Genomic DNA, 25,289 nt, shown 5'->3' with positions numbered 1-25,289 from the left:
CCTCACACCACCGTCCACCGGAAAATGTCAGAAAACAACTCGCCATATTTCGGCGGCGGATTGCCCGCATTGAGCTTCTGCGCCCGTTGCAACTCGATGGCTTCGGCGACTTCAGTCTTGAATTCCATACTCCGCGCCACACCGCCCACCGAACCCTCGCCATGCCCCAGCAACGAGCAACCGTTGTTGATCAGGGCGAAGAACACGATCACCCAGAAGTTCGCCCCTCTCACGACGCACGCCCCTGCCTGTCGACAGCGCCCTGATCAAACTGGACGACTGAGGACTGAGCGGACACCGATGCCGGTGCAGTCAGCTGTGGATTCATGCTGGCGACAGTGACCACTGCAATGAAAACTACATACAAAGCGAGGGCGGTATAGGCGCCTTGTTTAAGTGAATGAAGAATGGCAGTGGCCATGTCAGTAACTCCGGGTGGTTCCTGTTTTTCAGGCGCCCAGAATGCTGGAACTCACTATTATTTAAAAACGATGAGGAACGATTCAGAAGATCAGTTTGGTTGATTATTCAACCTGTCAATCGGCGTAATAGATTTGCTCTAAATCGTCACCCCGTTTTTAGAAACTTTCGATTCATCACATCCCACAAGCCTTTCAGAAATGCCCTTCACCATCGGAAGAACATGGATGACAGCAAACAACTGGCAACCTGATTAAATTGCGCCGCACCAATTACACACAACAATAATCATTATCATTCCCGGCAATGGGCAATGTTAACGACGATGCTAACCAAAGGATTCGGACGTGAAAGCGCTGCAACCTAAACTTCCGGAAATGCTGACACTTCAATGGCGCAAGGCGATCAGCACGACGTGCTTCAGTCGCTACGGTATAAATCACGACGCTTTTGAGTACGCCGTATGTAAGGCATCCAAGCGTGCACTGCAACGATTAGTTCAGGCATTACTGCGCGAAAACATCATTAATCCACTTCTGCTGAAAACATTACCTGACGATCAAAAATCACTAACTGTGGATGACCGCACTTGCTTGACCTTCGAGCGCCTTATTTCCCACAGGATGAGTGGCTGGTCGTTGACAGGAAACACATTTTTTCATCTGGGCGAGCAACCCCCTCAGACTGTTTCGTCACCTTCAGAACTGCTTGGACTTCTTATACCGCTCTTTGCTGAGGTCATTCCTCCCGAAACCCTGGACCGGCTTTCTGAAGAGTTAGATGACAGCTTCATCAACGACACGTTATGCGTGGTCTTCCACGACAGCTGGAGTAGACACCTCGCGGATCGTTATGGAGGTAACGATCAACCTTTCCTGCTGGGCATCAGCCGCGAACCGACACTGAATGCCAGCGCTCTGCTGGAGCAGTGGGGCACGACCGGGCATCCATGGCATCCCAATTTCAAGACAAAGCTGGGCCTGTCGATTGAGGAGGTCGTTGGCTATTCACCCGAATTCGAAGCCAGCTTCGAAATATCACTGTGTGCGCTTCACAAAGACTTTGCTCACATTGAGCTGATGCCGGAAATTCCCGGGTATCACGCCAATCTCGATCTATGGTTCCCGGGCGTTCGGCAACAGCTGAATACCTTCCTGCAGCGCCAAGGTCTTCAGGCCGATGACTACATTCAGCTACCCGTCCATCCCTGGCAAGCATCCGAAACGCTTCCAATGCTGTTTGCCAACGAGATTCGCGACCGAGTCTTGCTCATTACTGACATCAAGGCGTTTGTGGGGCACCCGACGATGTCCTTTCGAACCGTTCTGCCAGAGGCCAGCACCACTGCACCGATGGTCAAACTTCCGGTGGGCGTGCGGTTGACCAGTGTCCAACGAACAGTTTCGCCAAGGTCCGCATGTATGGGGCCCAGAGTGTCTGCCCTTTTGTCGACCATCTTGCGGCAGGAGCCTGAAATTCACCAGCGGTTGGCAATTGTTCCTGAGTGCATCGGTATTCACTTCAAATCGGAGAAGGTCCCGGACGAGCGCTCCCGACATTTATCCGTGCTGTTTCGGAACAACCCGAGCGAGCAAATCCGCTCCGGAGAAATGGCAATACCTGTTGGAAGCCTTTTTGCCGTCGATCACAACGAGCAACCTCTCCTGCGCCAATGGGTATCGCTCTCCGAAGGCTCGGATTCGGCAGAGGCAGCGCAGCTCTTTCTTGATAAATATCTCGATGCATCACTACCTGGCCTGCTGGGCATGTACGTGTTGTATGGCATCGCCTTCGAAGCGCATCAGCAGAACAGCTTCATGGTAATGGACGAAAACGGGCAACCGGCACGTCTGCCGCTGCGGGATTTCGGTGATATCAGGATCGATAGAACGGCGCTGCATGCACGAGGGCTGAATCTACTACTGCAGGATCCGTCCATGACGCTGTACGACGACCCCAGCCATGTACGGGACAAGCTGTTGCACACCACCTTCATGTGTCATTTCGGTGAGTTGATTCTGTTGATCACTCGACATTGGGAGATATCTGAATCTGCATTGTGGGAAACACTGCATGCACATGTGAGCCGCTGTTTTGAAAACCTGCAGGAACGATCAGAACCTCATCGATGGCGGACAGAGCGAGAGGCATTGCTCGAACATGACTGGCCTGCCAAGTCATTCTTTCGGATGCGTCTGCACAACAGCGCTACCGATATCGTCGGACGCCTGAAAAACCCTTTGAACCCGGCACTCCATGCGCTCTGATTCTGCCGCAATGAGAGCACTCCTGTTGGTCCAGCTGATCTCCATGGGGGCGATGGAAATGAGCGGCCCTTTCTGGCCGCTGCATATTCAGTCGCTGCTTCGCCCGGACCAGTTCCAATACAGCGGGCTGTTGTCCGCATTGGTGTATGCCGGCCCCATGTTCGCCACCATGATCGTTACACCTTTGTGGGGGCGCTTGGGTGACAGGACCGGCCACAAGCCGATGATGGTTCGCGCACTCGTCGCTCTTGCCGCATGCCAATGGTTTGCAGGAGTGCTATCGGACCCTTGGGCGCTCATCTCGACGCGAAGCGCGCAAGGCGCCCTCGCGGGATTTCTTGCTGCCGCCCAAGCCTATGCCATGAGCTTCAGGCTCGAGCAAGGTAGAGGGCGGATACTCGCAAAACTGCAATCGGCCACAGCGATCGGGGCATTGGCAGGGCCGGTTTTGGGTGGTTGGCTGATGGAGACCTACGGCTTCGCATGGGTTTGTCACTCATCCACTGCCATATGTATGAGCTGCGCCCTGATCTGTCTGCGTCTTCCTGCAACGTCCGGGCAGGTAGTCCCTCGCAGCAGTAAACAGTCCCTGGTGCTGCCTCACGGATGGCTGTGCGCCCTGATGTTGATCATCGTCTTCATACAAGCCGCCAAGGCCATGCAGCAACCTTTCTATTCCCTGTACGTGACCCAGGTTTTGCACGCCACACCGATGTGGGTCGGAGCCAGCTATGCGGTCAGCGCGGTGAGCCTCGCGTTGTCCGCCCCATTATGGGCAAGGCACTTCGACCGTTGGCATCCACCCAGAACATTGGGGGTTATCGAATGGGTGACATGGGGTTGTGCCGCGACCCTCGCGGTAGCAGCCCTGGCCGATGAATGGATCACGTTCGTTATCAGCCGACTGATCTGGGGCATCTGGCAAGGCGCCTTGCTACCGGTTGCCTATGCGCTGATCGCCAACACGTTACCGCCGTCGAGACATGGCCTCGCCCTGGGGCTAGGCACCAGCGCTGCCAAGGCCGGTGGGCTATGCGGAGTATTCATCGGGGGCATAGGCATGAGCGTCGTTGGTGTAGCGCACAGCTTTTGGCTGGTTGTTATCGCCTACCTCGTCGCCGCCCTCACCCTGCGGCTCATTCGCTCGGTGCAATTTACCCCTGCTCTGAACCCTTCTTTACCCATCCCACAAAAGACACAACAATGACAAAACGTACACTCAGCTTTTTACTGCCCCTGCTAGGTTCGGTCGCTCTCCCGGTTGCTGCGCAACAAACCCAAAACCGGGACGGCTCGGGAACATTGAATCTGTCCGAGATGGTCGTTTCAGCCACCAGAACACAAGAAAGCATCGCCTCCATTCCTGGATCGGTGCAGGTGATCGACAACCAACAGATTCGTCAACAGAGCACTGCCGGGCGCAGGGTCTCCGACATTCTGGGTCAACTCGTTCCTGGCCTTGCTCCGTCCACCGGAGGGATGAGCAATTTTGGTCAGACACTGCGCGGGCGCAGTTTGCTGGTGTTGATCGACGGGGTTTCGCAGAACGCGACACGGGATAACTTTCGCCAACTGAACAGCATCTCGCCTGAGAGCATCGAACGTATCGAAGTGGTTTCAGGCGCCAGCAGTATCTATGGTGCCGGCGCTTCGGGCGGCATCGTCAACATCATTACCAAGCGCAATCAGGGCGACGAACTGGCGTTCAGCAGCAAGGCGGGTATCACCACCGCCAATAACTTGCGGGCTGACGGTTTTGCCTATGAGACCTTTCAAAGCGCGAGCGCAAAGGCCGGTGCGCTGGACGGGTATCTGTCCGCAGCGCTGACCCAGCGCAACGATCAGTTCGACGGCGATGGAAAACGCATTGCGCAGGACACCTCGCAAGGCAGCAACATGGATACCGACACTTACGACCTGCAAGCCAGGGTCGGATATGAGCTGGATTCCGAACGCAAGCTCGGGCTGTCGTTGCAGGACTACAAGGACAAGCAGGACACCCGCTATACCAAGGACCCGAAAAGTCCTGGCGAAGCGATCGCAGTCAAGGGATTGAGCCTGGGTGACCAGCCCTCTACCCATAACCAGGCCATCAACCTGACCTACAGCGACACCGACTTTTTCAAACAGAGCTTGCAGGTGGAAAGCTCCTGGAGGCGATCGGATGCTCTATTTTTTCCGGATCTTCGTCGCGGCAAGGCGGGTGTTTCAAACAACAACAGCGTGCAGGACGTTTACGGCCTGCGCGCAGCCGTCGAGAGCCAGATGCCTGCCATTGGGGCTGCCTCCGGACACCTTGTGTGGGGAGCGGACTATGACCACGAGCTGTCTCGACAACGTGGTGATCAGTACCTCGTCGACGGTCTGAGTTATCGCAAGTCTGGGACAACCTTTGAACTCGGACCTGACCTCGTCACCACAACCAGAGCCGTGTTCGGTCAGTTGTCCTACGAACTGGGAGACTGGACAGTGCGCGGCGGCGTGCGCAAGACCTGGATCGAAAGCGAGGTGAGCGACAGCATCGCGTATGGCGAAATCGTGCAGACCGGACGCTGGTCCACTCTCCCCGGCGGCACGCTTGAATACGGCGATACCCTTTATAACCTGGGTGTCGTGTATCGGTTAAGCGACGCGCAGGAAATGTTCACCAACTTCAGCCAGGGATTTTCTCTGCCAGATATCCAGCGCTATTTGCGCGATGTCAGCAGCACCTTTGACATCAACCAGCTCAATGCGCAGGCACTCAAGGTCAACAGTTATGAATTGGGCTGGCGGGGAGACTGGGACGAATGGAAAAGCCAGGCGACCGTTTATCAGAACACTTCCGATGTTACCCAGTTTTACGATGCCAGCGAGCGCGTACTGCGACTGATCAATCAGAAGGAACGAGTGCGCGGAGTTGAGGCCGATCTGAGTTACCGCCCGAGCGAATCCTGGACCACAGGCGCAACTTACGCCTGGGCGAAAGGTGAAACGCAACAAGGAAATAAGTGGATCGACTTGCCCGCAACACGAGTGTCACCGGCCAAAACCACAGTGTTTGCGCAATACAACCCTGATCGCTATTCCATCCGCGTGCAGGCGATGCATCTGGCCGATTACAAGGCGGCCTTCAACGACAAAAACGGCCGCCGGATCGAAGGCTATACGATGTTCGATGTCATGGGATCAACACAACTGCCGGTCGGGCGTCTGGAGGCGGGAATTTACAATGTCGCAAACCGCCACTACCAGACGCTGTTCAGCCAGGCGAATGCGCGTGCTCCGTTCGCTCATGCGCAGGGCCGCACGTTCGGCATGAGCTACGCAGTCAATTGGTAATGCCCTGTGCGAACGAATGAATAATCAAGCATAAAAAAATCCCCATCGCTTATTCAGCAGACGGGGACCAAAGGGAGGGAATTCAACGCTTTCGCGAGCAAGCTCGCCTACATTTGATACATGGCCTGACACACAATGGTCAGCGGGTCGCATCAACCTGTTAACGGCGAAGTTGCTCGCGAAAGCGTTCTTTCAATTTCGAAGCGGTTAGAGCGTGTTTAATTCAACTTCTTGCAAATCCATTCCCCGGTGTCGGCAGCCTCGTTGACGAAAGTGTCGATAACGGGGAATGGATTCATTTCGAGAGTTCTATTCATTACTGGGTCTTATGATCCAGAGCGGCATAGAAGTTGGCGCTTTGTTGCAGGTATTTCGGGGTGTAGCTCTGGGTCGAACTGACTTTTTTGTCTGTGACGTCGACACTGGCACTGGCTGGCAATGCAACGGTGGCTGAGATGGCAGACGCGGCGATGATGGAGAAGATATTGAAGTTCATGATGCGTACCTCGGTGTTGTTTCGTTTCAAGTCTTGACCGTCGTGGCCGTGGAATGAAAGTTACGCCCGAGGAGCTTTCAGAAAAAATCTTTTCTGGCACTAGCCCTTATCACTTGAATTAATACATGGCCCGAACCCTTGTAAATCAAGGGCTCGAGCCTGCGGCAATGTGTCACTTGTCAGTCAGAAAACGAAAGTCGGAGGGTGAATCGAAGTCGACTTTCTGCACCGTCTCACCCAAAAGGCCGTTTTTCGGGTCGACGCGAACGGTCACGATCTGGTTGCTTTTCTGGTTGGCGATCAGCACGAAATGGCCGCTGGGGTCGAAGCTGAATTCACGCGGCTCCTTGCCTTCCACAGAACGGCGCTGCACTTCCTTGAGCTGCCCGTTGCTCGAATTGATGCTGAAGACCACCAGCTCGTTGGCCTCGCCACGGTTGGCGACGTAGAGAAACTTGCCGTCCGGCGAGGTGTGCAGGCCACCGGCAGCGCGGTATTGCTGGCCGTCTTTATTCGCCAGGTCCACTAATGCCGTGCGCTTGAACGCGCCATCGTGGTAGTCGAACACCGCCACTTGTGCGCTCATTTCCATGGTCAGCCAGGCGTGTTTACCGTCTTTGCTGAACAGCAGATGGCGCGGTCCGCTGCCCGGTGGCAGGTCTACCGCAGGCGTTTTGGCGGGCGTCAGTGGCTGGTTTTTCTTGGCGTCGTAGTTGAAGACGAACATCTTGTCGGCGCCCAGGTCCATGGCGATCAGGTATTTGCCATCAGGCGTCGGTACGGCCGAGTGAACGTGGGACGAGGCCTGGCGCTCCGGATTGACCTTGCTCGCTTCGTGAGTGGAGGTCTGGGCGACCGGCGACAGCTTGCCGTCCTTGCCGACGGGCACCACCGCCAGCGAGCCACCTGGATCAGGATGCACGGCGTAGTTGGCGACGAACAGGAAGCGCCCATCCAGACTCAGGTTGGAGTGGGTCGGCTCCTCGCCTTTGCTGTCGATCTGATTGATGAAGGACACGGCATGAGTCTTGGGATCGATGGCAAAGCTGCTGACCTTGCCGACCACATCGGTCTGCCCCGGGCCGTTCTCGTTGACCGCGAACAGGTGATGCTGATCCTTGGAGAGTGTCAACCAGGACGGGTTTTCGCTTTTGATCACCTGGCGCGGCTTGGCTTCAAGCTGGCCGGTCTGGGTGTTGAAGCCATAACGATAGATGCCTTCGCTGGCGCCGGCGGTGTAGGCACCCACCAGTACGTCGTAGTCGGTCATGGATTTGGCCTGTACGGAAATGGCTGTAAGGCTGCTGGCGAGCACCAGCCAGGGCAGGAGTCTGGGAGTCATTTGGGCGATCTCGTTGTTGGTGTTGTTGGCGCGCTGTTCACGCGAGAATCAGGTCTATGACAGCGGTTTCAGCGCAGTAGTTGCCTGGGCGATCAGGTTCGTGAGGCCCTTTGAGCAAGAGCGGCGGGCCACACCCCCGTGGGAGGGAGCTTGCTCGCGAAGACCGAGGTTCAGCCGGCAAAAAATCATCGGACGTGCCGTCGAGTTCGCGAGCAAGCCCCCCTCCCACGGGGTCATGCGGTGTTCGGTGAAGCGATGCACTTACTCGTCTTCTTCATCCTCATCACTGGCGGCAAACGCATTGAGCACCAGGAGGCGGTGGTCGGCGTTGCCGTCATTGATGACCCAGCTCTGCAGTTCGCTGTGGAACTCGGCGGCATCGATCTGTGCCAGCGAGAAGCGCCAGACCTTGCGCTCGCGGCCGTCCATGCTTTCGATTTGCAGCATTTCGTCCAGCGAGAATTCGAAGGCGTGCAGGCCATCGATCTCCAGCATGCTGTGGGAGGTCAGCGCAGTTTGCAGTTCGGCACGCAGGGTTTGCGGGGTGGTCGTCATGGCAGTCATTCGCGTAGGTGAAAGCGCGAATGATAGGTCAAAAGGCGCTCACGTGGAGATGCGAGCGCCTTCAGAGCTGTAGGAACGATCAATCCTGAGCCGCTTCCTTCACGTAATAACGCTGCGGAATGCCCCACACAATCAGCGCGATGGCCAGCACGCTGACGGCGAACAGCGCGAACAAGGCAGGGGTTGCCGTGCCGGTGAGGTCCTTGATGCGGCCGACCATGAACGGCGCGATGATGCCGCCGAGCTGGCCGAGGGAGTTGATCAGGGCGATGCCCGCTGCTGCGGCGATGCCGGTCAGGAAACGCGGCGGAATGGTCCAGAAGATCGGCATCCAGGCGATGATGCCGGTCATGATCATGGTCATGCCGATCATCAGGGGCAGCAGTTGGCCGGGGAACAGTGCGCAGACCAGATAGCCCGCGGCGGTCAGGGTCGCGCAGCCCGCCATGTGCCAGCGACGCTCGCGATGACGGTCTGAGCTGGCACCGATCAACAGGTTGCCGATCACCGCGCCGACATAGGGAATCACGGTCAGCCAGCCGATGTTCATGGTGTCCGTCACGCCTGCGCTTTTGATCAGTTGCGGCATCCAGAACAACAGGCCGGTCAGCGCCATGACCAGGCACAGGTAGATCGCCGACATGACGTAGGTGGTCGGGTGTTTCCAGATGTCCTTGACCTTCTGCGGCGTGGCGGGTTTGGCCTCTTTGGCCATGCGGGACAGCACCACCTGTTTTTCCTGAGCGCTGAGCCACGGTGCGTCTTCGATGCGGTCCTTGACCAGCCAGAACACCACGCCGCCAAGCAGTACCGAAGGAATGCCTTCGATCAGGAACAGCCAGCGCCAGCCTGCCAGGCCCATCACGCCGTCGAAGTGGCCCAGGATCATGCCCGCAATCGGACCGCCGACGATGCCGCACAGGCAAATGGAGCTTTTGAAGTAGGAGTTGACCCGCGCACGCCGTGTGCTCGGATACCACTGAGTGAAGAAATACAGCACGCCTGGCACGAAGCCGGCTTCCATCACGCCAATCAGGAAACGCAGGGTGTAGAACCAGAATTCGGTCTGCACGAACATCATGCAGGCCGATGCGATGCCCCAGGAGACCATGATCCGGGCGATCCAGATTCGTGCGCCGATCTTGTGCAGCAGCACGTTGCTGGGAACTTCGAATAGGAAATAGCCGACGAAAAACAGACTGGCACCGAGGCCGTAGACCGTCTCGCTGAAACCCAGGTCGCTGGCCATCTGCAGTTTGGCGAAGCTGATGTTGACCCGGTCCAGATAGGCGAACAGGAAACAACAGATGAACAGCGGCACGATGCGCCAGCTCACCTTGCGGTAGATGCTGTCTTCCAGCGCGTCGGTGTCGAGCTGTTCCAGCGGTATGGCGTTGGCGGTCATAGGGCGCACCTCGTTTGTTTTTATGTGGGTGTCGGGTGGGTTGCAGTAAATCTGTTGGTAGCTTTACGGTGATCGTTCCCACGCTCTGCGTAGGAATGCATCCCGTGACGCTCCGCGTCACAAGAACGCGGAGCGTCCTGCGGGGCGTTGCCACGCGGAGCGTGGGAACGATCGGGCAACGCAATCGCGAGCGCCCTCCCCCAGGTGTTGCGTCAGGCGTTGATGGCCTCCACGGTATTCACCCCATCCACCAACCGCTGAATACCCAGCGGGTTCGCGTTTTTCAGAGCTTCGGGCAAGGCGCTGTCGGGGTAGTTCTGGAAGCACACCGGGCGCAGGTAACGATCGATTGCCAGTGTGCCGACCGAGGTGCCGCGCGCATCGGAGGTCGCCGGATACGGGCCGCCGTGGACCATCGAGTCCACCACTTCCACGCCCGTTGGATAACCGTTGATCAGGATGCGACCGACCTTCTGCTCAAGCAGCGCGGTCAGCTCACTGAAGCGTTGCATGTCATCGCCATCGACCAGCAGCGTTGCGGTGAGTTGGCCATGCAAGCCAAGCAACGCCTCGGTGAGCTGTGCCTGATCGGTGACCTCGACGATGATCGAGGTCGGCCCGAACACCTCTTCCTGCAGCAATTCATCGCCACCGAGCAACAGGCTGACGTCGGCCTTGAACAACTGCGGATGAGCCTGATCGCCCTGCTGTTCGTCGCCTGCGAGATGTTCGATGCCAGGGTGAGCGTGCAGCGCTTTAAGACCCCGGACATAGCTGCTCAGCGTGCCGGCGTTGAGCATGGTCTGTGGCGACTGATCCTTGACCTGTGCCGCCAGGCGCTTCTGGAACTCACTGAACGCAGGCGAGCGCAGGCCGATGATCAAGCCGGGGTTGGTGCAGAACTGGCCGCAGCCCTGAACGATGGAGGCCGCCAGTTCCGCGGCAATACGTTCGCTGCGCAGGCCCAACGCCTGAGGCAGGATGATCACCGGGTTGATGCTCGACATTTCGGCGAACACCGGGATTGGCTGCGGGCGTGCAGCCGCCATGTCGCACAACGCACGACCGCCCTTCAGCGATCCGGTGAAGCCCACTGCCTGAATCGCCGGATGCTTGACCAGCCATTCGCCGACGCCGCTGCCGTAGATCATGTTGAACACGCCTTTTGGCATGCCGGTCTTGTCGGCGGCGCGCAGCATGGCATCCGCGACCAGCTCGGCGGTGGCCATGTGACCGCTGTGGGCCTTGAACACCACCGGGCACCCGGCAGCCAGAGCCGATGCGGTATCACCGCCCGCCGTGGAAAACGCCAACGGGAAGTTGCTGGCGCCGAACACGGCCACCGGGCCGAGGCCGATACGGTATTGGCGCAGATCCGGACGCGGCGCGGGTTTGCGATCCGGCAGCGGCAGATCGATGCGCGCCCCGTAGAAATCACCTCGACGCAGGACTTTGGCGAACAGGCGCATCTGACCGGTCACGCGGCCGCGCTCACCTTGAATCCGCGCGGTCGGCAGTGCGGTTTCGCGGCAGACAGTGGCGATGAAGTCGTCATCCAGCGCGTCCAGTTCGTCGGCGATGGCGTCGAGAAATTGCGCGCGCTTTTCAGCGCTCAACGAGCGGTATGTCGGGTAGGCGGATGCAGCAGCTTTGGCAGCGGCGTCGACCTCCTCCGCTGTCGCCTGGTAGAAATCGTGCGGCAGGTTTTCGCCGGTGCTGGCGTCGACGCTGTAGACAATCACATTGCCTGCGGCGCTGCGCGCGCCGCCGATGTAGTTGTGGCCCAGGATCTGAGGCATGAAAGGTACTCCGGTAACTTTTATCGTTCCCACGCTGCGCGTGAGAAGGATCATTGGGATCAGCGTTTGATCAGGTCTTTAGAGCTGCTTGATGCCACCGGGCACAAACACCGCCTCGGTCGGCGCGATGCCGTTGACCAATGGCGCGCCAAACTCGCTCTGGCTGATCTCGAACTTGTCGCCCGGCTGGGTCTTGATGCCGTCGGCGAACGAGAGGGTCGCGGTGCCGAAGAAATGCACATGCACATCGCCCGGGCGCAGGAACTGGCTGTATTTGAAATGGTGGTATTCGAGGTTTTCCAGGCTGTGGCACATGTTGGCCTCGCCGCTCAAAAACTCCTTCTCCCACAGCACTTCGCCGTCGCGCAGGATGCGGCTGGTGCCTGCCAGATTCTGCGGCAGATCACCTACGCGCAGCTCCGGGCCGAACGAGCAGGCGCGCAGTTTTGAATGCGCCAGGTACAGGTAATTCTTGCGCTCCATGACGTGGTCGGAGAACTCGTTACCGATGGCGAAACCCAGACGATAAGGCTTGCCGTCGTTGCCGATCACGTACAGACCGCTCAGCTCCGGCTCTTCGCCTGCATCTTCGGAAAACGGCGGCTGCGGGAAGGCTTCACCGGGACGAATGACGATGCCGCCGTCGCCTTTGTAGAACCATTCCGGTTGCACGCCAGCCTGGCCAGCGGCCGGTTTCCCGCCTTCGATGCCCCACTTGAAGATGCGCATGGTGTCGGTCATGGCCGACTCGTCATTGCCATGCTGGTGCATTTTGTCGCGAGCCGAGGCGCTGCCCAGGTGAGTGAGGCCGGTGCCACTGACCAGCAGATGCGCAGGGTCCGGATGGTCCAGCGGCGGAAGGATCATCAGGTCGGCGCGCAGTTGCGAGTAGTCGTGACTGTCGCCCAGGCCCAGGCTGTCGACCTGTTCGGCCAGGGAGATTTTCTTGTCGATGGCGGCCAGCGCCAGTTCGCGGGTGCTGGTCGCGCCCTGCACTTCACGCACCAGCGCGCCATCCACCAGACCGACACGGCGCTCGCCGTTGCCCAATTCGAATTGAACCAAATGCATGAAATTCTCCTTTCCAGATTAATGCGTCGTGGCTCGCTGCGGCGGCTGATTCAACATCGCCACCGCCGGCAAGCCGTGCTGCTACAGGTTCCGGGGTGTTTCCGGAACCCTCATACGAAACCGATTCTGTAGCAGTCGGGCTTGCTGGCGATGACGGCTTCGAAATCGCTGCCGCCGGCAAGCCGGACTGCTACAGGGGCGCGCGCGTTATCGCGACCGGGCGCTGGCCGAGAATTCGGATTCCGGCAGCACATGCTTGCGCTCCAGAACGCGATACACGATGCCGGTCAGGATCAATCCACAAACCATCACACCCGAAAGGAAATACAGGCCGGACGCCAGGTTGCCGGTGATTTCCTTCAGCCAGCCGATGACGAACGGGCCGATGTAGCCACCCAGATTGCCCACCGAGTTGATCAAGGCGATCCCCGCCGCCGCACTGGCGCCAGCGAAGAAACGGCCCGGCAAGGTCCAGAACACCGCAGTGCAGGAAAACAGCGAGAACGCCACCAGACACAGCGCCGCCAGTTGCAGCACCGGCACGCTCAGGTAAGCAGAAAGGAACAGGCCCAGCGCACCGATCACATACAGCACGGCCAGATGACCGTAACGATCGTTCAGGCGGTCGGAGCTGCGCGGCACGATCAACAAGCCGACGATGCCGAAGATGTAAGGCACCGAGGACACGAAGCCAGTGACCAGATCAGTGCCACCGAACTGTTTGATCAACGTCGGCAGCCACAGGCCCAGGCCGTAGATACTCAGGGTTACGGGGAGATAGAACAGCGCCAGCAGCAGCACGCGTTTGTCCTTCAGGGCGTGCAGCGGGTTGCCGTGTCGGGTCTGGCCGTAGGCGTCCAGATCCTTTTTCAGCTCACCGGCCAGCCAGTCTTTCTCCACCGGGTCCATCCATTTCACGTCTTTGGGACCGTCCGGCAGCCAGCGCAGGACCGGCCAGGTCAGCAGGATTGCCGGCGCACCGATGCACAGGAACAGCCACTGCCAGCCGTGCAGACCGCCAATGCCTTCCATGCCCAGCAGCCCGCCGGAAATAGGGCCTGTGATCATCATGGCGATGGGTTGCGAAAGGATGAACAGCCCCAGGATCTTGCCGCGATGGCGCACCGGGAACCACTGAGTGATGTAGTACAGCACGCCTGGGAAGAAGCCCGCTTCGGCCGCGCCGAGCAGAAAGCGCATCACGTAGAAGCTGGTCGGGCCCTGAACGAAGGCCATGCCCATGGTGATCGCGCCCCAGGTGACCATGATCCGTGCGAACCAGCGCCGCGCGCCGAAGCGTTCGAGCATCAGGTTGCTGGGGATTTCCAGGAGAAAGTAGCCAATGAAGAACAGACCCGCGCCCAGGCCATAAGCCGCATCGCCGATGCCGACGTCCGCGCCCATGTGCAGCTTGGCGAAGCCCACGGCGGAACGGTCCACATACGCGATCAGGTACAACAGGATCAGAAAGGGGATGAGTTTCAGGGTGATGCGACGAATAAGCCTGAGTTCCTGGCTCATGTATGCGGTCTCCACGTTGTTTTTGTTATGGAAGCTTTACGGGGATCGCCGCGGCCTTCGTGTGCGCCTTACTGCTGTGAGTCGGGCTGGCAGGGTCGTCCCTCGATGGGAAACGACTATATAGTAATACTATTTAAGGTTACAACTCTTCCACTCAGACGATTTTCGGCCTATTTTAGTCAGCACACGAAGCTTTTAGTCTTACAATAAGAGTGCTGATTTATGTCTGATTCCAATAAGAAACCTGTCCTGCGCTCGGCCCAATGGTTCGGTACCGCCGACAAGAACGGCTTCATGTACCGCAGCTGGATGAAGAACCAGGGCATCGCCGACCACCAGTTCCAGGGCAAGCCCATCATCGGCATCTGCAACACCTGGTCCGAACTGACCCCGTGCAACGCCCACTTCCGCACCATCGCCGAACACGTCAAACGTGGCGTCATCGAAGCCGGTGGTTTCCCGGTTGAATTCCCTGTGTTCTCCAACGGCGAATCGAACCTGCGTCCAACCGCCATGCTGACCCGCAACCTGGCGAGCATGGACGTGGAAGAAGCGATTCGTGGCAATCCGATCGATGGCGTGGTGCTGCTGACCGGTTGCGACAAGACCACCCCTGCTCTACTGATGGGCGCTGCCAGCTGCGACGTACCGGCCATCGTCGTCACCGGCGGCCCGATGCTCAACGGCAAACACAAAGGCAAGGACATCGGCGCCGGCACCATCGTCTGGCAGATGCACGAGTCGTATAAGGCCGGGCAGATCAGCCTGGATGAATTCCTGTCCGCCGAAGCCGGCATGTCGCGCTCGGCAGGCACTTGCAACACCATGGGTACGGCCTCGACCATGGCCTGCATGGCCGAAGCACTGGGTACTTCGCTGCCGCACAACGCTGCGATTCCGGCTGTGGATTCCCGTCGTTATGTGCTGGCGCATATGTCTGGCATGCGTGCGGTGCAGATGGTCAATGAAGACCTGCGCCTGTCGAAGATCCTGACCCGCGAAGCCTTCGAAAACGCCATTCGCGTCAACGCAGCCATCGGTGGCTCGACCAACGCCGTGATCCACCTCAAGGCCATCGCCGGGCGTATCGGCGTGGACCTGGAGCTGGACGACTGGACCCGCATCGGTCGCGGCACGCCTACCCTGGTGGACCTGCAGCCTTCCGGGCGCTTCCTGATGGAAGAGTTCTATTACGCGGGCGGTCTGCCTGCGGTGCTGCGTCGCCTGGGCGAGAACAACCTGATCCCTAACCCTGAAGCCTTGACCGTGAACGGCAAGTCGCTTTGGGAAAACGTGAAGAACTCGCCCATCTACGGCGACGATGAAGTCATCCGTGCCATCGACAATCCACTGGTGGCCGACGGCGGCATTTGCGTCTTGCGTGGCAATCTGGCGCCGCTGGGCGCCGTGCTCAAACCGTCCGCCGCCACCCCTGCGCTGATGAAACACCGCGGTCGTGCAGTGGTGTTCGAGAACTTCGACATGTACAAGGCGCGGATCAACGATCCTGAGCTGGACGTCGACGCCAGCAGCATTCTGGTGATGAAGAACTGCGGGCCCAAGGGTTATCCGGGCATGGCGGAAGTCGGCAACATGGGTCTGCCGGCCAAGCTGCTGGCTCAGGGCGTGACCGACATGGTGCGGATTTCCGACGCGCGCATGAGCGGCACGGCCTACGGCACCGTGGTTCTGCACGTTGCGCCGGAAGCGGCAGCGGGCGGCCCGTTGGCGGTGGTGCAGGAAGGCGATTACATCGAGCTGGATTGCGCGACCGGGCGTCTGCACCTGGATATTTCCGAGGAAGAACTGGCCGCGCGTCTGGCGGACTGGCAAGCGCCGCAACAGCTGTTGATCGGCGGCTATCGTCAGCTGTACATCGACCATGTGATGCAGGCGGATCAGGGTTGCGACTTCGACTTCCTGGTGGGCATGCGCGGGTCGGAAGTGCCAAGGCACTCGCACTAATCCACCGGGTGCTTGATCGTTCCCACGCTCCGCGTGGGAATGCAGGGCAGGACGCTCGGCGTCCCTCAGCAGCGGACGCGGAGCGTCCCAGGCTGCATGCCCACGCGGAGCGTGGGCACGATCAGTTATCCACATGATGCTTCTGAATTTTCCAGCTACGCCCCCCTTTATCCGCCAATGCTATGATGCGCGGCATTCACCGCTCAGGATTGCCTCGCGCCCCCATGGATTACCGTAAGCCCTCCGACCGCAAAAGCATGCATTCACGCATTGTCCAGGACATCGGCATGCAGATCGTTTCAGGCCGTTTCAAACCTGACGACAAGCTCCCCGCCGAAGCCCTGCTCTGTGAAGAATATGCCGTGAGTCGGCCGGTGTTGCGTGAAGCCACGCGAGTGTTGGTGGCCAAGGGGCTGGTGTATTCGCGTCCGCGTGTCGGTACGGTGGTCAAACCCCGCCGTGAGTGGCACATGCTCGACCCGGACGTGCTGCACTGGCTGATGCAGAGTTCACCGCAGAACGAGTTCTTCGCCCTGCTGACCAGCGTGCGCAGCATCATCGAACCCGCCGCAGCCGCGCTCGCCGCCCAGCACGCCACTACGGACGAGATCGCCGCGATAGGCGAGGCTTACCAGCGTATGGAAGCCGCGCCTACCGTGGAGGCCGTGCTGCAACCGGACCTGGATTTCCACAGTCGCATTGCCGACGCCACCCACAACGACTTGCTGGCACACCTGTGCAACATGCTGTCGCTGGCGCTGCGCGAAGCACTGAAGCATTCCAATAAACGCCCGAACCTGCACGAACTGGCCCTGCCCCGGCACAAGGCGATTCTCACCGCCATCGAAAACCGCGACGCTCTGGGTGCGCATCACGCGACCCTCGTGCAACTGGACGATGCGCGCAATGCGTTGAATGTGGTGTTGGGGCAAGGGATGAAGTTGTGACCTGGTTACGCACGTCTTTAACAGTACGGCCGGACCGCGTTCTGTTTGCCGGCCATGCCACCGTTGAAATCGCTTGCGCCGGGAAGCCAGGCTGCAACAGGAATCACTGATGAACACAAATTTTCCGGTGCCCTCCCGCCTCTTCAAAACTCCGCTATAACCAATACATTCCCATTCACGACCGACACGGATTAGTCGCCCTTCCATGCCTTATTGCCCGCGACCTCAGTGCAAAAAATGAGGCTCATCATGTATCCAATCGCCAAGCTCTGCGGCATCGGTTTGCTCCTGGGGTTATTGGCCACTCTGTTGCTAAAAAACATGCTGCTGGGAGACGCGGTCGACTTCCATCGGCACAAGGCCATGCTGGTGGGCATCGACGGCGTGCAGTACGAGCAGCTCAAACAGGTCATCGAGGCGGGGAAAGCGCCGAACATCGCGCTATTTCATCTGGGCAAAAGCTATACAGGCGGCATCAAAGGCACCGTCACTCAACAACCCACCCTCAGCGGCCCCGGCTGGGCGACGATCCTCACCGGCGCGTGGGCCAATCGACACAGGGTCGGCAGCAACGACAGTGGCCTGCGCAACAAGACCGACAGCCTGTTCAAACTGATCAGCCTCTCCTCACCCACGAGGCACACCGCGAGCATCGTCAGCTGGAATCCGATCAACGACAATTTTGTCGACGATATCAACGCCGGGTTCATCGAGTTGGGGGTCAAGTGCGGGGGCGACGATCAATGCACGACCGATCGCACTGTCCAGGAGTTACGCACCGGCAATTTCGACTTCATCTTCGTACACCTCGATCAGCCTGACGGCGCGGGCCACGAAAACGGTTTCGGTCCGCGTTATCAGGAAGCAATAACCCGTACCGACCAACAGCTGGGGCAGATCCTCGCGGCGCTCACCAAGCGCAAGCACGACAACCCCGAGGAAGACTGGCTGGTCATGCTGACCACCGATCACGGAAGGCGACCACCGGATGGCTATGACCATGGCGAGCAAAGCTACAGCGAGAAAACCACCTTCATCGCCCTCGACAAACCCGCCAACGAAGAACTGACCCGTCCCATCGAGGACCCGATCGATCCCGGCCTTGAAGGCCTTTATGGGTTTGCCAGCGTGGCCGACATCGCGCCAACCATCCTCGTGCATCTGGGGGTCAACACTGACCCGCAACGGTACGCCATTGACGGCGTGCCTTTGCTTGGCCACGTGGGCGTTCGACAATTGACCGCGAGCCTGAACTCCGCCAACCGAACAGTGCGTTTGCGCTGGCGCGTCACCGAGGGCAGCAAGCAACCGCTGCGGATCTATCGCTCAGGACAACTGATCGCCAAACTCACCGACTCATCCAACGAATACATCGACAGCGAACTGCCGCCAACCATCGGCCAGTTGAACTACACCGTGGTGCTCAATGAAGTGCCGGTTTCACGGCTGGTGTCAGAGGTGCCGGTGAAGCGCTGAGAGCCCTGGCACACGAAACGGGAGCTCAAGCAGATCGACCTCTACAAGACCCTCGGTGGCAACTGGACACCCCCCAGCTAAATGCGGCGAATGCCAAGCGAGATCTGTCGGCTGGCGCGGATACTTGTGGGAGGGAGCTTGCTCGCGAATGCGGGGTGTCAGTTCACTCACCTTTACTGAAAAATCGTATTCGCGAGCAGGCTCCCTCCCACGGAACCGCATTTACCGTGAAGTCAGCCGGTGTGCCGTCTGACGCAAGAATCACGGCAAATAAATACTGAACAACCCACCGCCCAGCTCACCGCCGTTGGCGATCTCGATGTGTCCCGGTACACCCTGGCGCTGATGTTGTTTCGCAATGTTGGCCGCAAAATACAGGCCCAATCCGGTGCTGCCGCTGCTCTGGTTGATGCCCAGGACGTAATCGGTCTGGTGCTCGATCATGTGCTCAGGGAAACCCGGGCCGTCGTCGTTGACGCTGATCACCAGTTGCTCACCGACCTGCCCCGCCGTGATCAACACCTCATGGCGCGCGAAACGGATGGCGTTGATCACCACGTTCGACACCACTGAACCGATCAGCTCGCGGTCGAAGAACCCCGGCAGGCCGAAGTCATCCACGCTGTAACGAGCAACGATGCCGCGGCTGTCGAGCACTTCCTGATGGAACGCCAGTTGCGCTTCAATGAAGTCGTCCAGCTCGTGATAATCCGGGCGCAACGGAAGCTGATTGACCCCGAGTTTGTACAGCCCCAGCAGCTGGACCAGCATGCCGTTGAGGTGCGCGAATTCGTAATCGATCACGCCCTGTTCCGCAGTGCCCCGCTGCGTCTCGGGCAACGCCTTGACCCACTCCCCGTGCGCCTGAATCAGCGAGGCGAGCGAGTTCTTCATGTCGTGCACGGTGGAGGCAATCACCATGGAGAAGTCGAGCCCCTGATCCTGATCTGTCATTCGCCGAACGCCCTGAGTCGCAGTTTCTGATAACGGTCGTAACGTGGATCGGTGTCGGGCATCTTGCCCACCATTTTCAGACTGTTCTGGCACTCCTGAAGGCTGGCGGTATCGAGGTTCTGCACACCCACGTGCAGCAGCGATTGCGCCATGTTCAACGCGATACTGATGTTCTTCGGCTGCAACGCCAGCGCCTGGCGGAAGAAATCCTGAGCCTCGCCCAGCTTGCCGGCGCGGTAACTGCGAATGCCTTGCATGTTCAGATCGACAGCGGCCTTGCCGGCGCTGAGGATTTCCGGATCGTCGGTCTGTTTGGCAATGTTCTGCATGACCGCAGGGTCGTCGCCGTAGATCTCCGCACAGCTTTTCAGAATGCCTGCGCCGGCCGCTTCCTGCCCCAGTTGCTTGAGTTGCGAGGCCACAGCCAGGGCAGCGTCGGCACTCAGGAACTGCTCCATGCCTTCCAGACGCGCCATGGCCTGCTCGGTCAACTTGGCGGCCATTTCCGGATCGGAACTGGCAACGCTGGTGGCCTTCATCAAGCGCGCACGCACTTGAAGGCCGGCATCGTTGGTGTGTTCCTTGGCGACTTCGCCCAAGGTCTGGTTGATCTCGACGCGGGTGCGCGCATCCAGTCCGCGCTCACTGCCACGGCTGATCAAGGCCTGGGCCAGGCCGAGGTTGGTTTCAGGGTCCTTGAAGCGCGAGAACTGCCCTTGGGAAACCGCCTGCCGAAAGGCCTTCGATGCACCGTCGAAATCCTGGTTTTCCAGTGCCAGCTTGCCCAACAGACGCTGACGGCGCACCGCATAAGGCGAGAGACGCACAGCCTCTTCGAGCATTTTCTGCGCCCGCCGATTGTCACCACTGGCCATCAGGACATCGGCCAGACCGTCGAACAGAACCGGCATGGCATTGAAGGCACGAATGGCGTCTTCATACACCGCCTGCGCCTCGGCGTTACGGCCTCGCTTGAACAGCAACTTGCCCAGCGCCGCATATGCCCATGGCTGCGGGCGATCGGCGAGAATCGATTTGAGAAAGGCTTCCAGCGGCTCGTTCTGGTTGAGGTCGCGCAGGGCGTCTGCCTTGTAGCGCAGGCAGAGCGGCGCGAAACGCGGGTCCTGTTTGGTCAGGTTGACACAGGCCGCCAGCACCTCGGCCGGCTTGCCGCGATCCAGCGCCTGAAGAATCGGCTTGAGCAAGTTTTTGCGCTGGACGATCTTCTCCAGACGCTGAGCCAGGCTCGCGCGATTGAAAGGCTTGGTCAGGTAAGCATCGGGCTCCCATTCCAGCGCACTCATGACCATGGCCTGACTGTTTTCGGCAGTGACCATGACGAATACGCTTTCGTGGCTGATCAGCTTGTCGGTCATCAAGTCTTCCAGGACCTGCTGGCCGTTCTTCTTGCCGTCGCCCAGATTGAAGTCGTGCAGGATGAAGTCATAGCGCTTCTGCGAGCACATCTTCAGCGCCTGTTCGCCGGTATCGGCAGTGTCCACTTCCTTGACGCCCAACTCGCGCAGCATCGACCTGACCGAACTGCGGAAATCGGAGAAATCATCGACGATCAGAAAGCTTTTTTGGTTCCACGCCAGCATCGAGATTCCTGTCACGGGAGAAAAGTCAGCCCAAGGGCTATACAACGGATCGACTTCACGGCGCCCGTTTTTTTGCGGGGGCAGATGATAGCCAACATCAATTTGCCATCAAGCTATTTCACACACGCCTGGGCGACTTCGGGTGCGGCAAGACGCCGCTTGCCCGGGTTATCGGCGGCGCAGGGGTAAAGCTTAGGTGATCGCAACGGGAAAAAGCGACTGCCAGGCTGCACGCCGTGAATACCGACGACCGATCTGTGACGCAGTTTGTCGGTCGCGAATCACCAAACATGAATGTCCTTTCGTGCAGTCGATCATGGATCCGAAACGGCGAATAAAACCCACGAAACAGGGCGCTCGTCGTCGCTGTTCCGAAATGTGTAAAGTCCGTCATACCCCCGCCGATAGGGAGTGAAAGCGGCTTGCGTCTGTCGCTACATCCTCTCCTGCCCGAGTAACATTCAATGTCCTGGCTGACCAACCTGAAACTCAAGTCCAAGCTCTTGTCTGCCTTCTGCCTGTGCGCGCTGATTACGGTCGCAGTGGGCGTGCTAGGACACATGGGTATTTCACGCCTGTATGACCTGTTCCAGAGCACTGTTACCAATAACCTGCTGTCGATCACCAAAGTCGACTCGGTGAAAGCCAACGTCATCGCCACCAACCGCGACTTCTTCAAAGCCATCGGCCTGAGCGCTATCAAGGCGAGCCCGGATGAAGTCAATGCGGCGATTCAGTCACTCAAGGAAAACCAGGCTCAGGCAGAAACCGACTTCAGGATTTACCGCAGCACGCCACTGCAGGCTGACGAAAAAGCGGCCGGTGATGACTTCGAGCGTGACTGGCAGGCCTATGTGGCAGCGGTTGCGAACACCCTCGCGGTCATCCAGAGCGGCGACATCGAACAAGCCAGCAAACTGGCCGCCAGCAGCGTCACGCCGACGTACCGCAAGACCATGGCCGAGCTGAAAATCATCATCGAATCCAACGCACGCCAGGCCAACGAAGCCACCCAGGCCGGTGTGGACACTGATCGCCAGGTGACCTGGGTGTTGATCATCGGCTCGCTGCTGGCCGTGATCTGTGCCATTGCCCTGGGCCTGATCGTCACGCGGATGATTACCCGGCCGATTTATCAATCTGTCGAGAGCGCGGCTCGTGTGGCGAGCGGAGACCTGACTCAAGCGATCGCCGTCGGCGGCCAGGATGAGACCGGTCAGTTGCTCAAGGCGCTGTCCAACATGCAAGGCAGCCTGAAGGGCACTGTGCAGCAGATCGCCAATGCCTCGGACCAGTTGGCGTCAGCCGCAGAAGAACTGACCGCCGTCACCGACGACAGCACCCGTGGGCTGCAGCGCCAGAACGACGAGATTCAGCAGGCTGCGACGGCAGTCAATCAGATGACCGCCGCTGTCGAAGAAGTCGCCCGCAACGCCGCCAGTGCTTCCCAAGTCTCGACCCAGACCGCCGACGATGCGCTCAAGGGCCAGCGTCAGGTGCAGCAAGCGGTCACCGCGATGAACACCATGACCGTGGAGATCAACGATTCGACCCAACGCGTCGAGGCCCTCGCCGGTCAGATTCGTGACATCACCAAAGTGCTGGACGTGATTCGCGGCATCGCCGAACAGACCAACCTGCTGGCGCTCAACGCTGCCATCGAAGCTGCCCGTGCCGGTGAGCAGGGTCGGGGTTTCGCCGTGGTTGCCGATGAGGTCCGCGCCCTCGCCCATCGTACTCAGACGTCCACTGGCGAGATCGAAGCGATGATCACCCTGGTGCGCAATGGCGCCGACGAAGCCGTGCAGGCCATGGGCAAGAGTCAGGCGATTGCGGTCAATACCCAGACCCTGGCCACCGAAGCAGGGCTGGCGCTGGAACGCATCAGCGAAGGCGTCAGCCAGATCAACGAACGCAACCTGGTCATCGCCAGCGCCGCCGAAGAACAGGCTCAAGTGGCGCGGGAAGTCGACCGCAATCTGGTGAACATCCAGGACCTGTCCGCTCAGACCGCCGCAGGTGCCAATCAGACCAGCGCATCCAGCCAGGAACTGTCGCGTCTGGCGGTGTCGTTCAATACGATGGTGGGCAAGTTCACAGTCTGAAGCCACCCCTTCGCCACCTGTGACACATTGGCGTATTGACTAAATCGTCATGTGTTTTGTCGTAAATCACATTTCGGGTACAATCCCGCCCCCGTCGCAAAGCGCCTGGACCTGATGACCAGGTGCTGCGACGGTTTGATGTTACTCAAGCTGCTGAATCCAATGATCTAACAAGAAGCCAGCGCGGAGGGACACAGCACTCGAGGTCTGCCCCATCGACCTTGAACCCCTACCCCTCGCCCGCCGGGCGCGAAACCGGACTATCGTTCATGTCAGAACTGACGCGAACAGCACTGGTATCGCCTCGACACAAGCGGCAGGCGGATAACGTTTTACCAATTGGATTGCGCAATGATCAAAACGACGAGCAAGGCTCTGCTGGGCCTGGCGATTTCGGTAGGCATGCTTCAGGCACACGCCGCTGAAACCAAGAAAGTGGACGTGCTGCTGATCGGCGGCGGTATCATGAGTTCGACCCTGGGCGTCTGGCTCAATGAGCTGGAACCGGGCTGGTCGATGGAAATGGTCGAGCGTCTGGACGCCGTCGCCGAAGAAAGCTCCAACGGCTGGAACAACGCCGGTACCGGCCACTCAGGCCTGGCCGAGTTGAACTACACGCCTGAAGACAAAGACGGCAAGGTCAACATCTCCAAGGCCATCGAGATCAACGAAGCCTTTCAGGTTACTCGCCAGTTCCTTTCCTGGCAGGTCCGGCAGAGCGTTCTGAAGAACCCGCCGTCGTTCATCAACACCACGCCGCACATGAGCTTCGTCTGGGGCGATGACAACATCAAGTTCCTGAAGAAGCGCTACGACGCCCTGCAGGCAAGCCCGCTGTTCCGTCCGATGCAGTATTCCGAAGACCCGGCGCAGATCGCCAAGTGGGTCCCGCTGATGATGGAAGGTCGCGATCCTTCTCAGAAGCTGGCGACCACCTGGACGCCAATCGGCACCGACGTCAACTGGGGCGAAGTCACCCGTCAGTATGTGTCGTACTTGCAGACCCGCCCCAACTTCGACCTGAAGCTGTCCAGCGAAGTCAACGACATCACGCGTAACGAAGACGGCTCCTGGCACGTTGAATACAAGAACCTGAAGGACGGCACTACCACCGGTACCGACGCCAGGTTCCTGTTCATCGGTGCAGGCGGCGGCGCTCTGAAGCTGCTGCAGAAGTCGGGCATTCCCGAGGCTCGCGACTACGCCGGCTTCCCGGTTGGCGGTTCGTTCCTGGTGACCGAAAACCCGACCGTTGCGATGCAACACATGGCCAAAGCGTACGGCATTGCCTCCACTGGCGCGCCGCCCATGTCGGTTCCGCACCTGGATACCCGAGTGCTCGACGGCAAGCGCGTGATCCTGTTTGGCCCATTCGCGACCTTCTCCACCAAGTTCCTGAAACAGGGTTCGTACCTGGACCTGTTCAGCAGCATGACCACCCACAACTTCTGGCCGATGACCAAAGTCGGTGTCGAGCAGTATCCGCTGGTCGAGTACCTTGCCGGTCAGTTGATGCTGTCCGACGACGACCGCTTCAAGGCACTGCAGGAATACTTCCCGCACGCCAAGAAAGAAGACTGGCGTCTGTGGCAAGCCGGTCAGCGTGTGCAGATCATCAAGCGTGATGCCGACAAAGGCGGCGTGCTCAAGCTGGGCACCGAAGTCGTTTCTTCCCAGGACGGCAGTATCGCCGCGCTGCTGGGCGCATCGCCGGGCGCGTCCACCGCTGCACCGATCATGCTGAACGTACTGGAAAAGATCTTCAAAACCCAGGTCGCCACACCGGAATGGCAAGCGAAGATCCGTCAGATCGTTCCAAGCTACGGCACCAAGCTGAACGACTCGCCTGCAGCCGTACAGCAAGAGTGGAACTACACCGCCGAAGTCCTGCAACTGGGCACGCCTCCGGTGCTCGATCAGAGCGTCGGCACCAGCCCCGCGCCGAGCAAGCCGGTTGAGAGCAAACCTGCGAACGACATGGCGCTGTAAAACAGCACGGTCGCCGCTGTAAAAAAAAGCCACGGGGCTCAAATCC

Annotated in this window: 19 protein-coding genes; 8 read left to right on the top strand and 11 right to left on the bottom strand. The window is 59.1% G+C overall.

Features of this window, described 5'->3' with window-relative positions:
• Positions 1-2 precede the first annotated feature (2 nt).
• A complete protein-coding gene (locus BWR59_RS29265; protein WP_081569179.1) occupies positions 3-233 on the bottom strand; it encodes a hypothetical protein in 231 nt (76 codons plus the stop codon).
• Positions 230-421: a hypothetical protein gene (locus BWR59_RS29260; RefSeq protein ID WP_081569178.1), complete on the bottom strand. Its 192-nt coding sequence runs from the start codon at positions 419-421 to the stop codon at positions 230-232. The genes BWR59_RS29265 and BWR59_RS29260 overlap by 4 nt, the downstream gene beginning before the upstream one ends.
• 346 nt (positions 422-767) lie before the next feature.
• On the opposite strand from BWR59_RS29260, the gene BWR59_RS29255 reads away from it, so the two are divergent.
• Genes BWR59_RS29255 through BWR59_RS29245 form a run of 3 tightly spaced genes read left to right on the top strand, consistent with a single transcriptional unit; the run spans position 768 to position 6,008 of the window.
• Positions 768-2,687 carry an IucA/IucC family protein gene (locus BWR59_RS29255; protein WP_230982112.1) on the top strand — a complete coding sequence of 640 codons (1,920 nt, stop codon included), beginning with the start codon at positions 768-770 and terminating at the stop codon, positions 2,685-2,687.
• The gene (locus BWR59_RS29250; protein WP_081569177.1) at positions 2,677-3,894 is read left to right on the top strand and encodes an MFS transporter; all 1,218 of its coding nucleotides are present in this window, start codon (positions 2,677-2,679) and stop codon (positions 3,892-3,894) included. The genes BWR59_RS29255 and BWR59_RS29250 overlap by 11 nt, the downstream gene beginning before the upstream one ends.
• Positions 3,891-6,008, top strand: coding sequence for a TonB-dependent receptor (locus BWR59_RS29245; protein ID WP_081569176.1), 2,118 nt, complete (start codon positions 3,891-3,893; stop codon positions 6,006-6,008). Before BWR59_RS29250 ends, BWR59_RS29245 begins: the two co-directional genes overlap by 4 nt.
• 316 nt (positions 6,009-6,324) lie before the next feature.
• Here the strand turns inward: BWR59_RS29245 and BWR59_RS29240 are convergent, their stop codons facing one another.
• The 7 genes from BWR59_RS29240 to BWR59_RS29210 form a co-directional block, all read right to left on the bottom strand.
• Positions 6,325-6,504 (bottom strand): hypothetical protein, encoded by a 180-nt coding sequence (locus BWR59_RS29240; protein ID WP_081569196.1) that lies wholly within the window; start codon positions 6,502-6,504, stop codon positions 6,325-6,327.
• 172 nt (positions 6,505-6,676) lie between these two features.
• The gene (locus BWR59_RS29235; RefSeq protein WP_081569175.1) at positions 6,677-7,846 is read right to left on the bottom strand and encodes a lactonase family protein; all 1,170 of its coding nucleotides are present in this window, start codon (positions 7,844-7,846) and stop codon (positions 6,677-6,679) included.
• Between the two features lie 261 nt (positions 7,847-8,107).
• Complete coding sequence (locus BWR59_RS29230; RefSeq protein ID WP_081569174.1) at positions 8,108-8,401, bottom strand: DUF5629 family protein; 294 nt, start codon at positions 8,399-8,401, stop codon at positions 8,108-8,110.
• An 88-nt stretch (positions 8,402-8,489) separates the two neighbouring features.
• Positions 8,490-9,815, bottom strand: coding sequence for an MFS transporter (locus tag BWR59_RS29225; protein WP_081569173.1), 1,326 nt, complete (start codon positions 9,813-9,815; stop codon positions 8,490-8,492).
• A 212-nt stretch (positions 9,816-10,027) separates the two neighbouring features.
• Positions 10,028-11,614 (bottom strand): aldehyde dehydrogenase (NADP(+)), encoded by a 1,587-nt coding sequence (locus BWR59_RS29220; RefSeq protein WP_081569172.1) that lies wholly within the window; start codon positions 11,612-11,614, stop codon positions 10,028-10,030.
• A gap of 78 nt (positions 11,615-11,692) precedes the next feature.
• Complete coding sequence (gene araD1 / locus BWR59_RS29215) at positions 11,693-12,685, bottom strand: AraD1 family protein (protein WP_081569171.1); 993 nt, start codon at positions 12,683-12,685, stop codon at positions 11,693-11,695.
• A gap of 207 nt (positions 12,686-12,892) precedes the next feature.
• Positions 12,893-14,206, bottom strand: coding sequence for an MFS transporter (locus tag BWR59_RS29210; protein ID WP_081569170.1), 1,314 nt, complete (start codon positions 14,204-14,206; stop codon positions 12,893-12,895).
• A 222-nt stretch (positions 14,207-14,428) separates the two neighbouring features.
• Between BWR59_RS29210 and BWR59_RS29205 the strand changes: the two genes are divergently transcribed.
• From BWR59_RS29205 to BWR59_RS29195, 3 genes are all read left to right on the top strand, one after another.
• The gene (locus BWR59_RS29205) at positions 14,429-16,171 is read left to right on the top strand and encodes an IlvD/Edd family dehydratase (protein WP_081569169.1); all 1,743 of its coding nucleotides are present in this window, start codon (positions 14,429-14,431) and stop codon (positions 16,169-16,171) included.
• A gap of 224 nt (positions 16,172-16,395) precedes the next feature.
• Positions 16,396-17,118, top strand: a complete 723-nt coding sequence (locus BWR59_RS29200) for a FadR/GntR family transcriptional regulator (RefSeq protein ID WP_081569168.1) — start codon at positions 16,396-16,398, stop codon at positions 17,116-17,118.
• A 249-nt stretch (positions 17,119-17,367) separates the two neighbouring features.
• Positions 17,368-18,594: an alkaline phosphatase family protein gene (locus BWR59_RS29195; protein WP_168184547.1), complete on the top strand. Its 1,227-nt coding sequence runs from the start codon at positions 17,368-17,370 to the stop codon at positions 18,592-18,594.
• A gap of 261 nt (positions 18,595-18,855) precedes the next feature.
• Here the strand turns inward: BWR59_RS29195 and BWR59_RS29190 are convergent, their stop codons facing one another.
• Positions 18,856-19,548, bottom strand: a complete 693-nt coding sequence (locus tag BWR59_RS29190; RefSeq protein ID WP_081569166.1) for a HAMP domain-containing sensor histidine kinase — start codon at positions 19,546-19,548, stop codon at positions 18,856-18,858.
• Positions 19,545-21,149, bottom strand: coding sequence for a tetratricopeptide repeat-containing response regulator (locus BWR59_RS29185; RefSeq protein ID WP_081569165.1), 1,605 nt, complete (start codon positions 21,147-21,149; stop codon positions 19,545-19,547). The genes BWR59_RS29190 and BWR59_RS29185 overlap by 4 nt, the downstream gene beginning before the upstream one ends.
• Positions 21,150-21,613: 464 nt before the next feature.
• On the opposite strand from BWR59_RS29185, the gene BWR59_RS29180 reads away from it, so the two are divergent.
• Together BWR59_RS29180 and mqo are read left to right on the top strand one after the other, a co-directional pair.
• Positions 21,614-23,254, top strand: a complete 1,641-nt coding sequence (locus BWR59_RS29180; protein ID WP_081569164.1) for a methyl-accepting chemotaxis protein — start codon at positions 21,614-21,616, stop codon at positions 23,252-23,254.
• A gap of 351 nt (positions 23,255-23,605) precedes the next feature.
• A complete protein-coding gene (gene mqo / locus BWR59_RS29175) occupies positions 23,606-25,243 on the top strand; it encodes a malate dehydrogenase (quinone) (RefSeq protein WP_081569163.1) in 1,638 nt (545 codons plus the stop codon).
• Positions 25,244-25,289 lie beyond the last annotated feature (46 nt).

Origin of the sequence: Pseudomonas sp. Bc-h, assembly GCF_002080045.1 — a bacterium.
Classification (GTDB): domain Bacteria; phylum Pseudomonadota; class Gammaproteobacteria; order Pseudomonadales; family Pseudomonadaceae; genus Aquipseudomonas.
This window is presented reverse-complemented; position numbering and strand designations above follow the sequence as displayed.

What these genes read in the sequence shown, in the direction of transcription:
- BWR59_RS29250 (WP_081569177.1), top strand. Translation starts at nt 2,677, where the DNA reads ATGCGCTCTGATTCTGCCGCAATGAGAGCACTCCTGTTGGTCCAGCTG.
- BWR59_RS29200 (WP_081569168.1), top strand. Translation starts at nt 16,396, where the DNA reads ATGGATTACCGTAAGCCCTCCGACCGCAAAAGCATGCATTCACGCATT.
- BWR59_RS29225 (WP_081569173.1), bottom strand. Translation starts at nt 9,815, where the DNA reads ATGACCGCCAACGCCATACCGCTGGAACAGCTCGACACCGACGCGCTG.
- mqo (WP_081569163.1), top strand. Translation starts at nt 23,606, where the DNA reads ATGATCAAAACGACGAGCAAGGCTCTGCTGGGCCTGGCGATTTCGGTA.
- BWR59_RS29205 (WP_081569169.1), top strand. Translation starts at nt 14,429, where the DNA reads ATGTCTGATTCCAATAAGAAACCTGTCCTGCGCTCGGCCCAATGGTTC.
- BWR59_RS29220 (WP_081569172.1), bottom strand. Translation starts at nt 11,614, where the DNA reads ATGCCTCAGATCCTGGGCCACAACTACATCGGCGGCGCGCGCAGCGCC.
- BWR59_RS29260 (WP_081569178.1), bottom strand. Translation starts at nt 421, where the DNA reads ATGGCCACTGCCATTCTTCATTCACTTAAACAAGGCGCCTATACCGCC.
- BWR59_RS29210 (WP_081569170.1), bottom strand. Translation starts at nt 14,206, where the DNA reads ATGAGCCAGGAACTCAGGCTTATTCGTCGCATCACCCTGAAACTCATC.
- BWR59_RS29245 (WP_081569176.1), top strand. Translation starts at nt 3,891, where the DNA reads ATGACAAAACGTACACTCAGCTTTTTACTGCCCCTGCTAGGTTCGGTC.
- BWR59_RS29190 (WP_081569166.1), bottom strand. Translation starts at nt 19,548, where the DNA reads ATGACAGATCAGGATCAGGGGCTCGACTTCTCCATGGTGATTGCCTCC.
- BWR59_RS29180 (WP_081569164.1), top strand. Translation starts at nt 21,614, where the DNA reads ATGTCCTGGCTGACCAACCTGAAACTCAAGTCCAAGCTCTTGTCTGCC.
- BWR59_RS29235 (WP_081569175.1), bottom strand. Translation starts at nt 7,846, where the DNA reads ATGACTCCCAGACTCCTGCCCTGGCTGGTGCTCGCCAGCAGCCTTACA.
- BWR59_RS29185 (WP_081569165.1), bottom strand. Translation starts at nt 21,149, where the DNA reads ATGCTGGCGTGGAACCAAAAAAGCTTTCTGATCGTCGATGATTTCTCC.
- BWR59_RS29195 (WP_168184547.1), top strand. Translation starts at nt 17,368, where the DNA reads ATGTATCCAATCGCCAAGCTCTGCGGCATCGGTTTGCTCCTGGGGTTA.
- BWR59_RS29240 (WP_081569196.1), bottom strand. Translation starts at nt 6,504, where the DNA reads ATGAACTTCAATATCTTCTCCATCATCGCCGCGTCTGCCATCTCAGCC.
- BWR59_RS29230 (WP_081569174.1), bottom strand. Translation starts at nt 8,401, where the DNA reads ATGACGACCACCCCGCAAACCCTGCGTGCCGAACTGCAAACTGCGCTG.
- araD1 (WP_081569171.1), bottom strand. Translation starts at nt 12,685, where the DNA reads ATGCATTTGGTTCAATTCGAATTGGGCAACGGCGAGCGCCGTGTCGGT.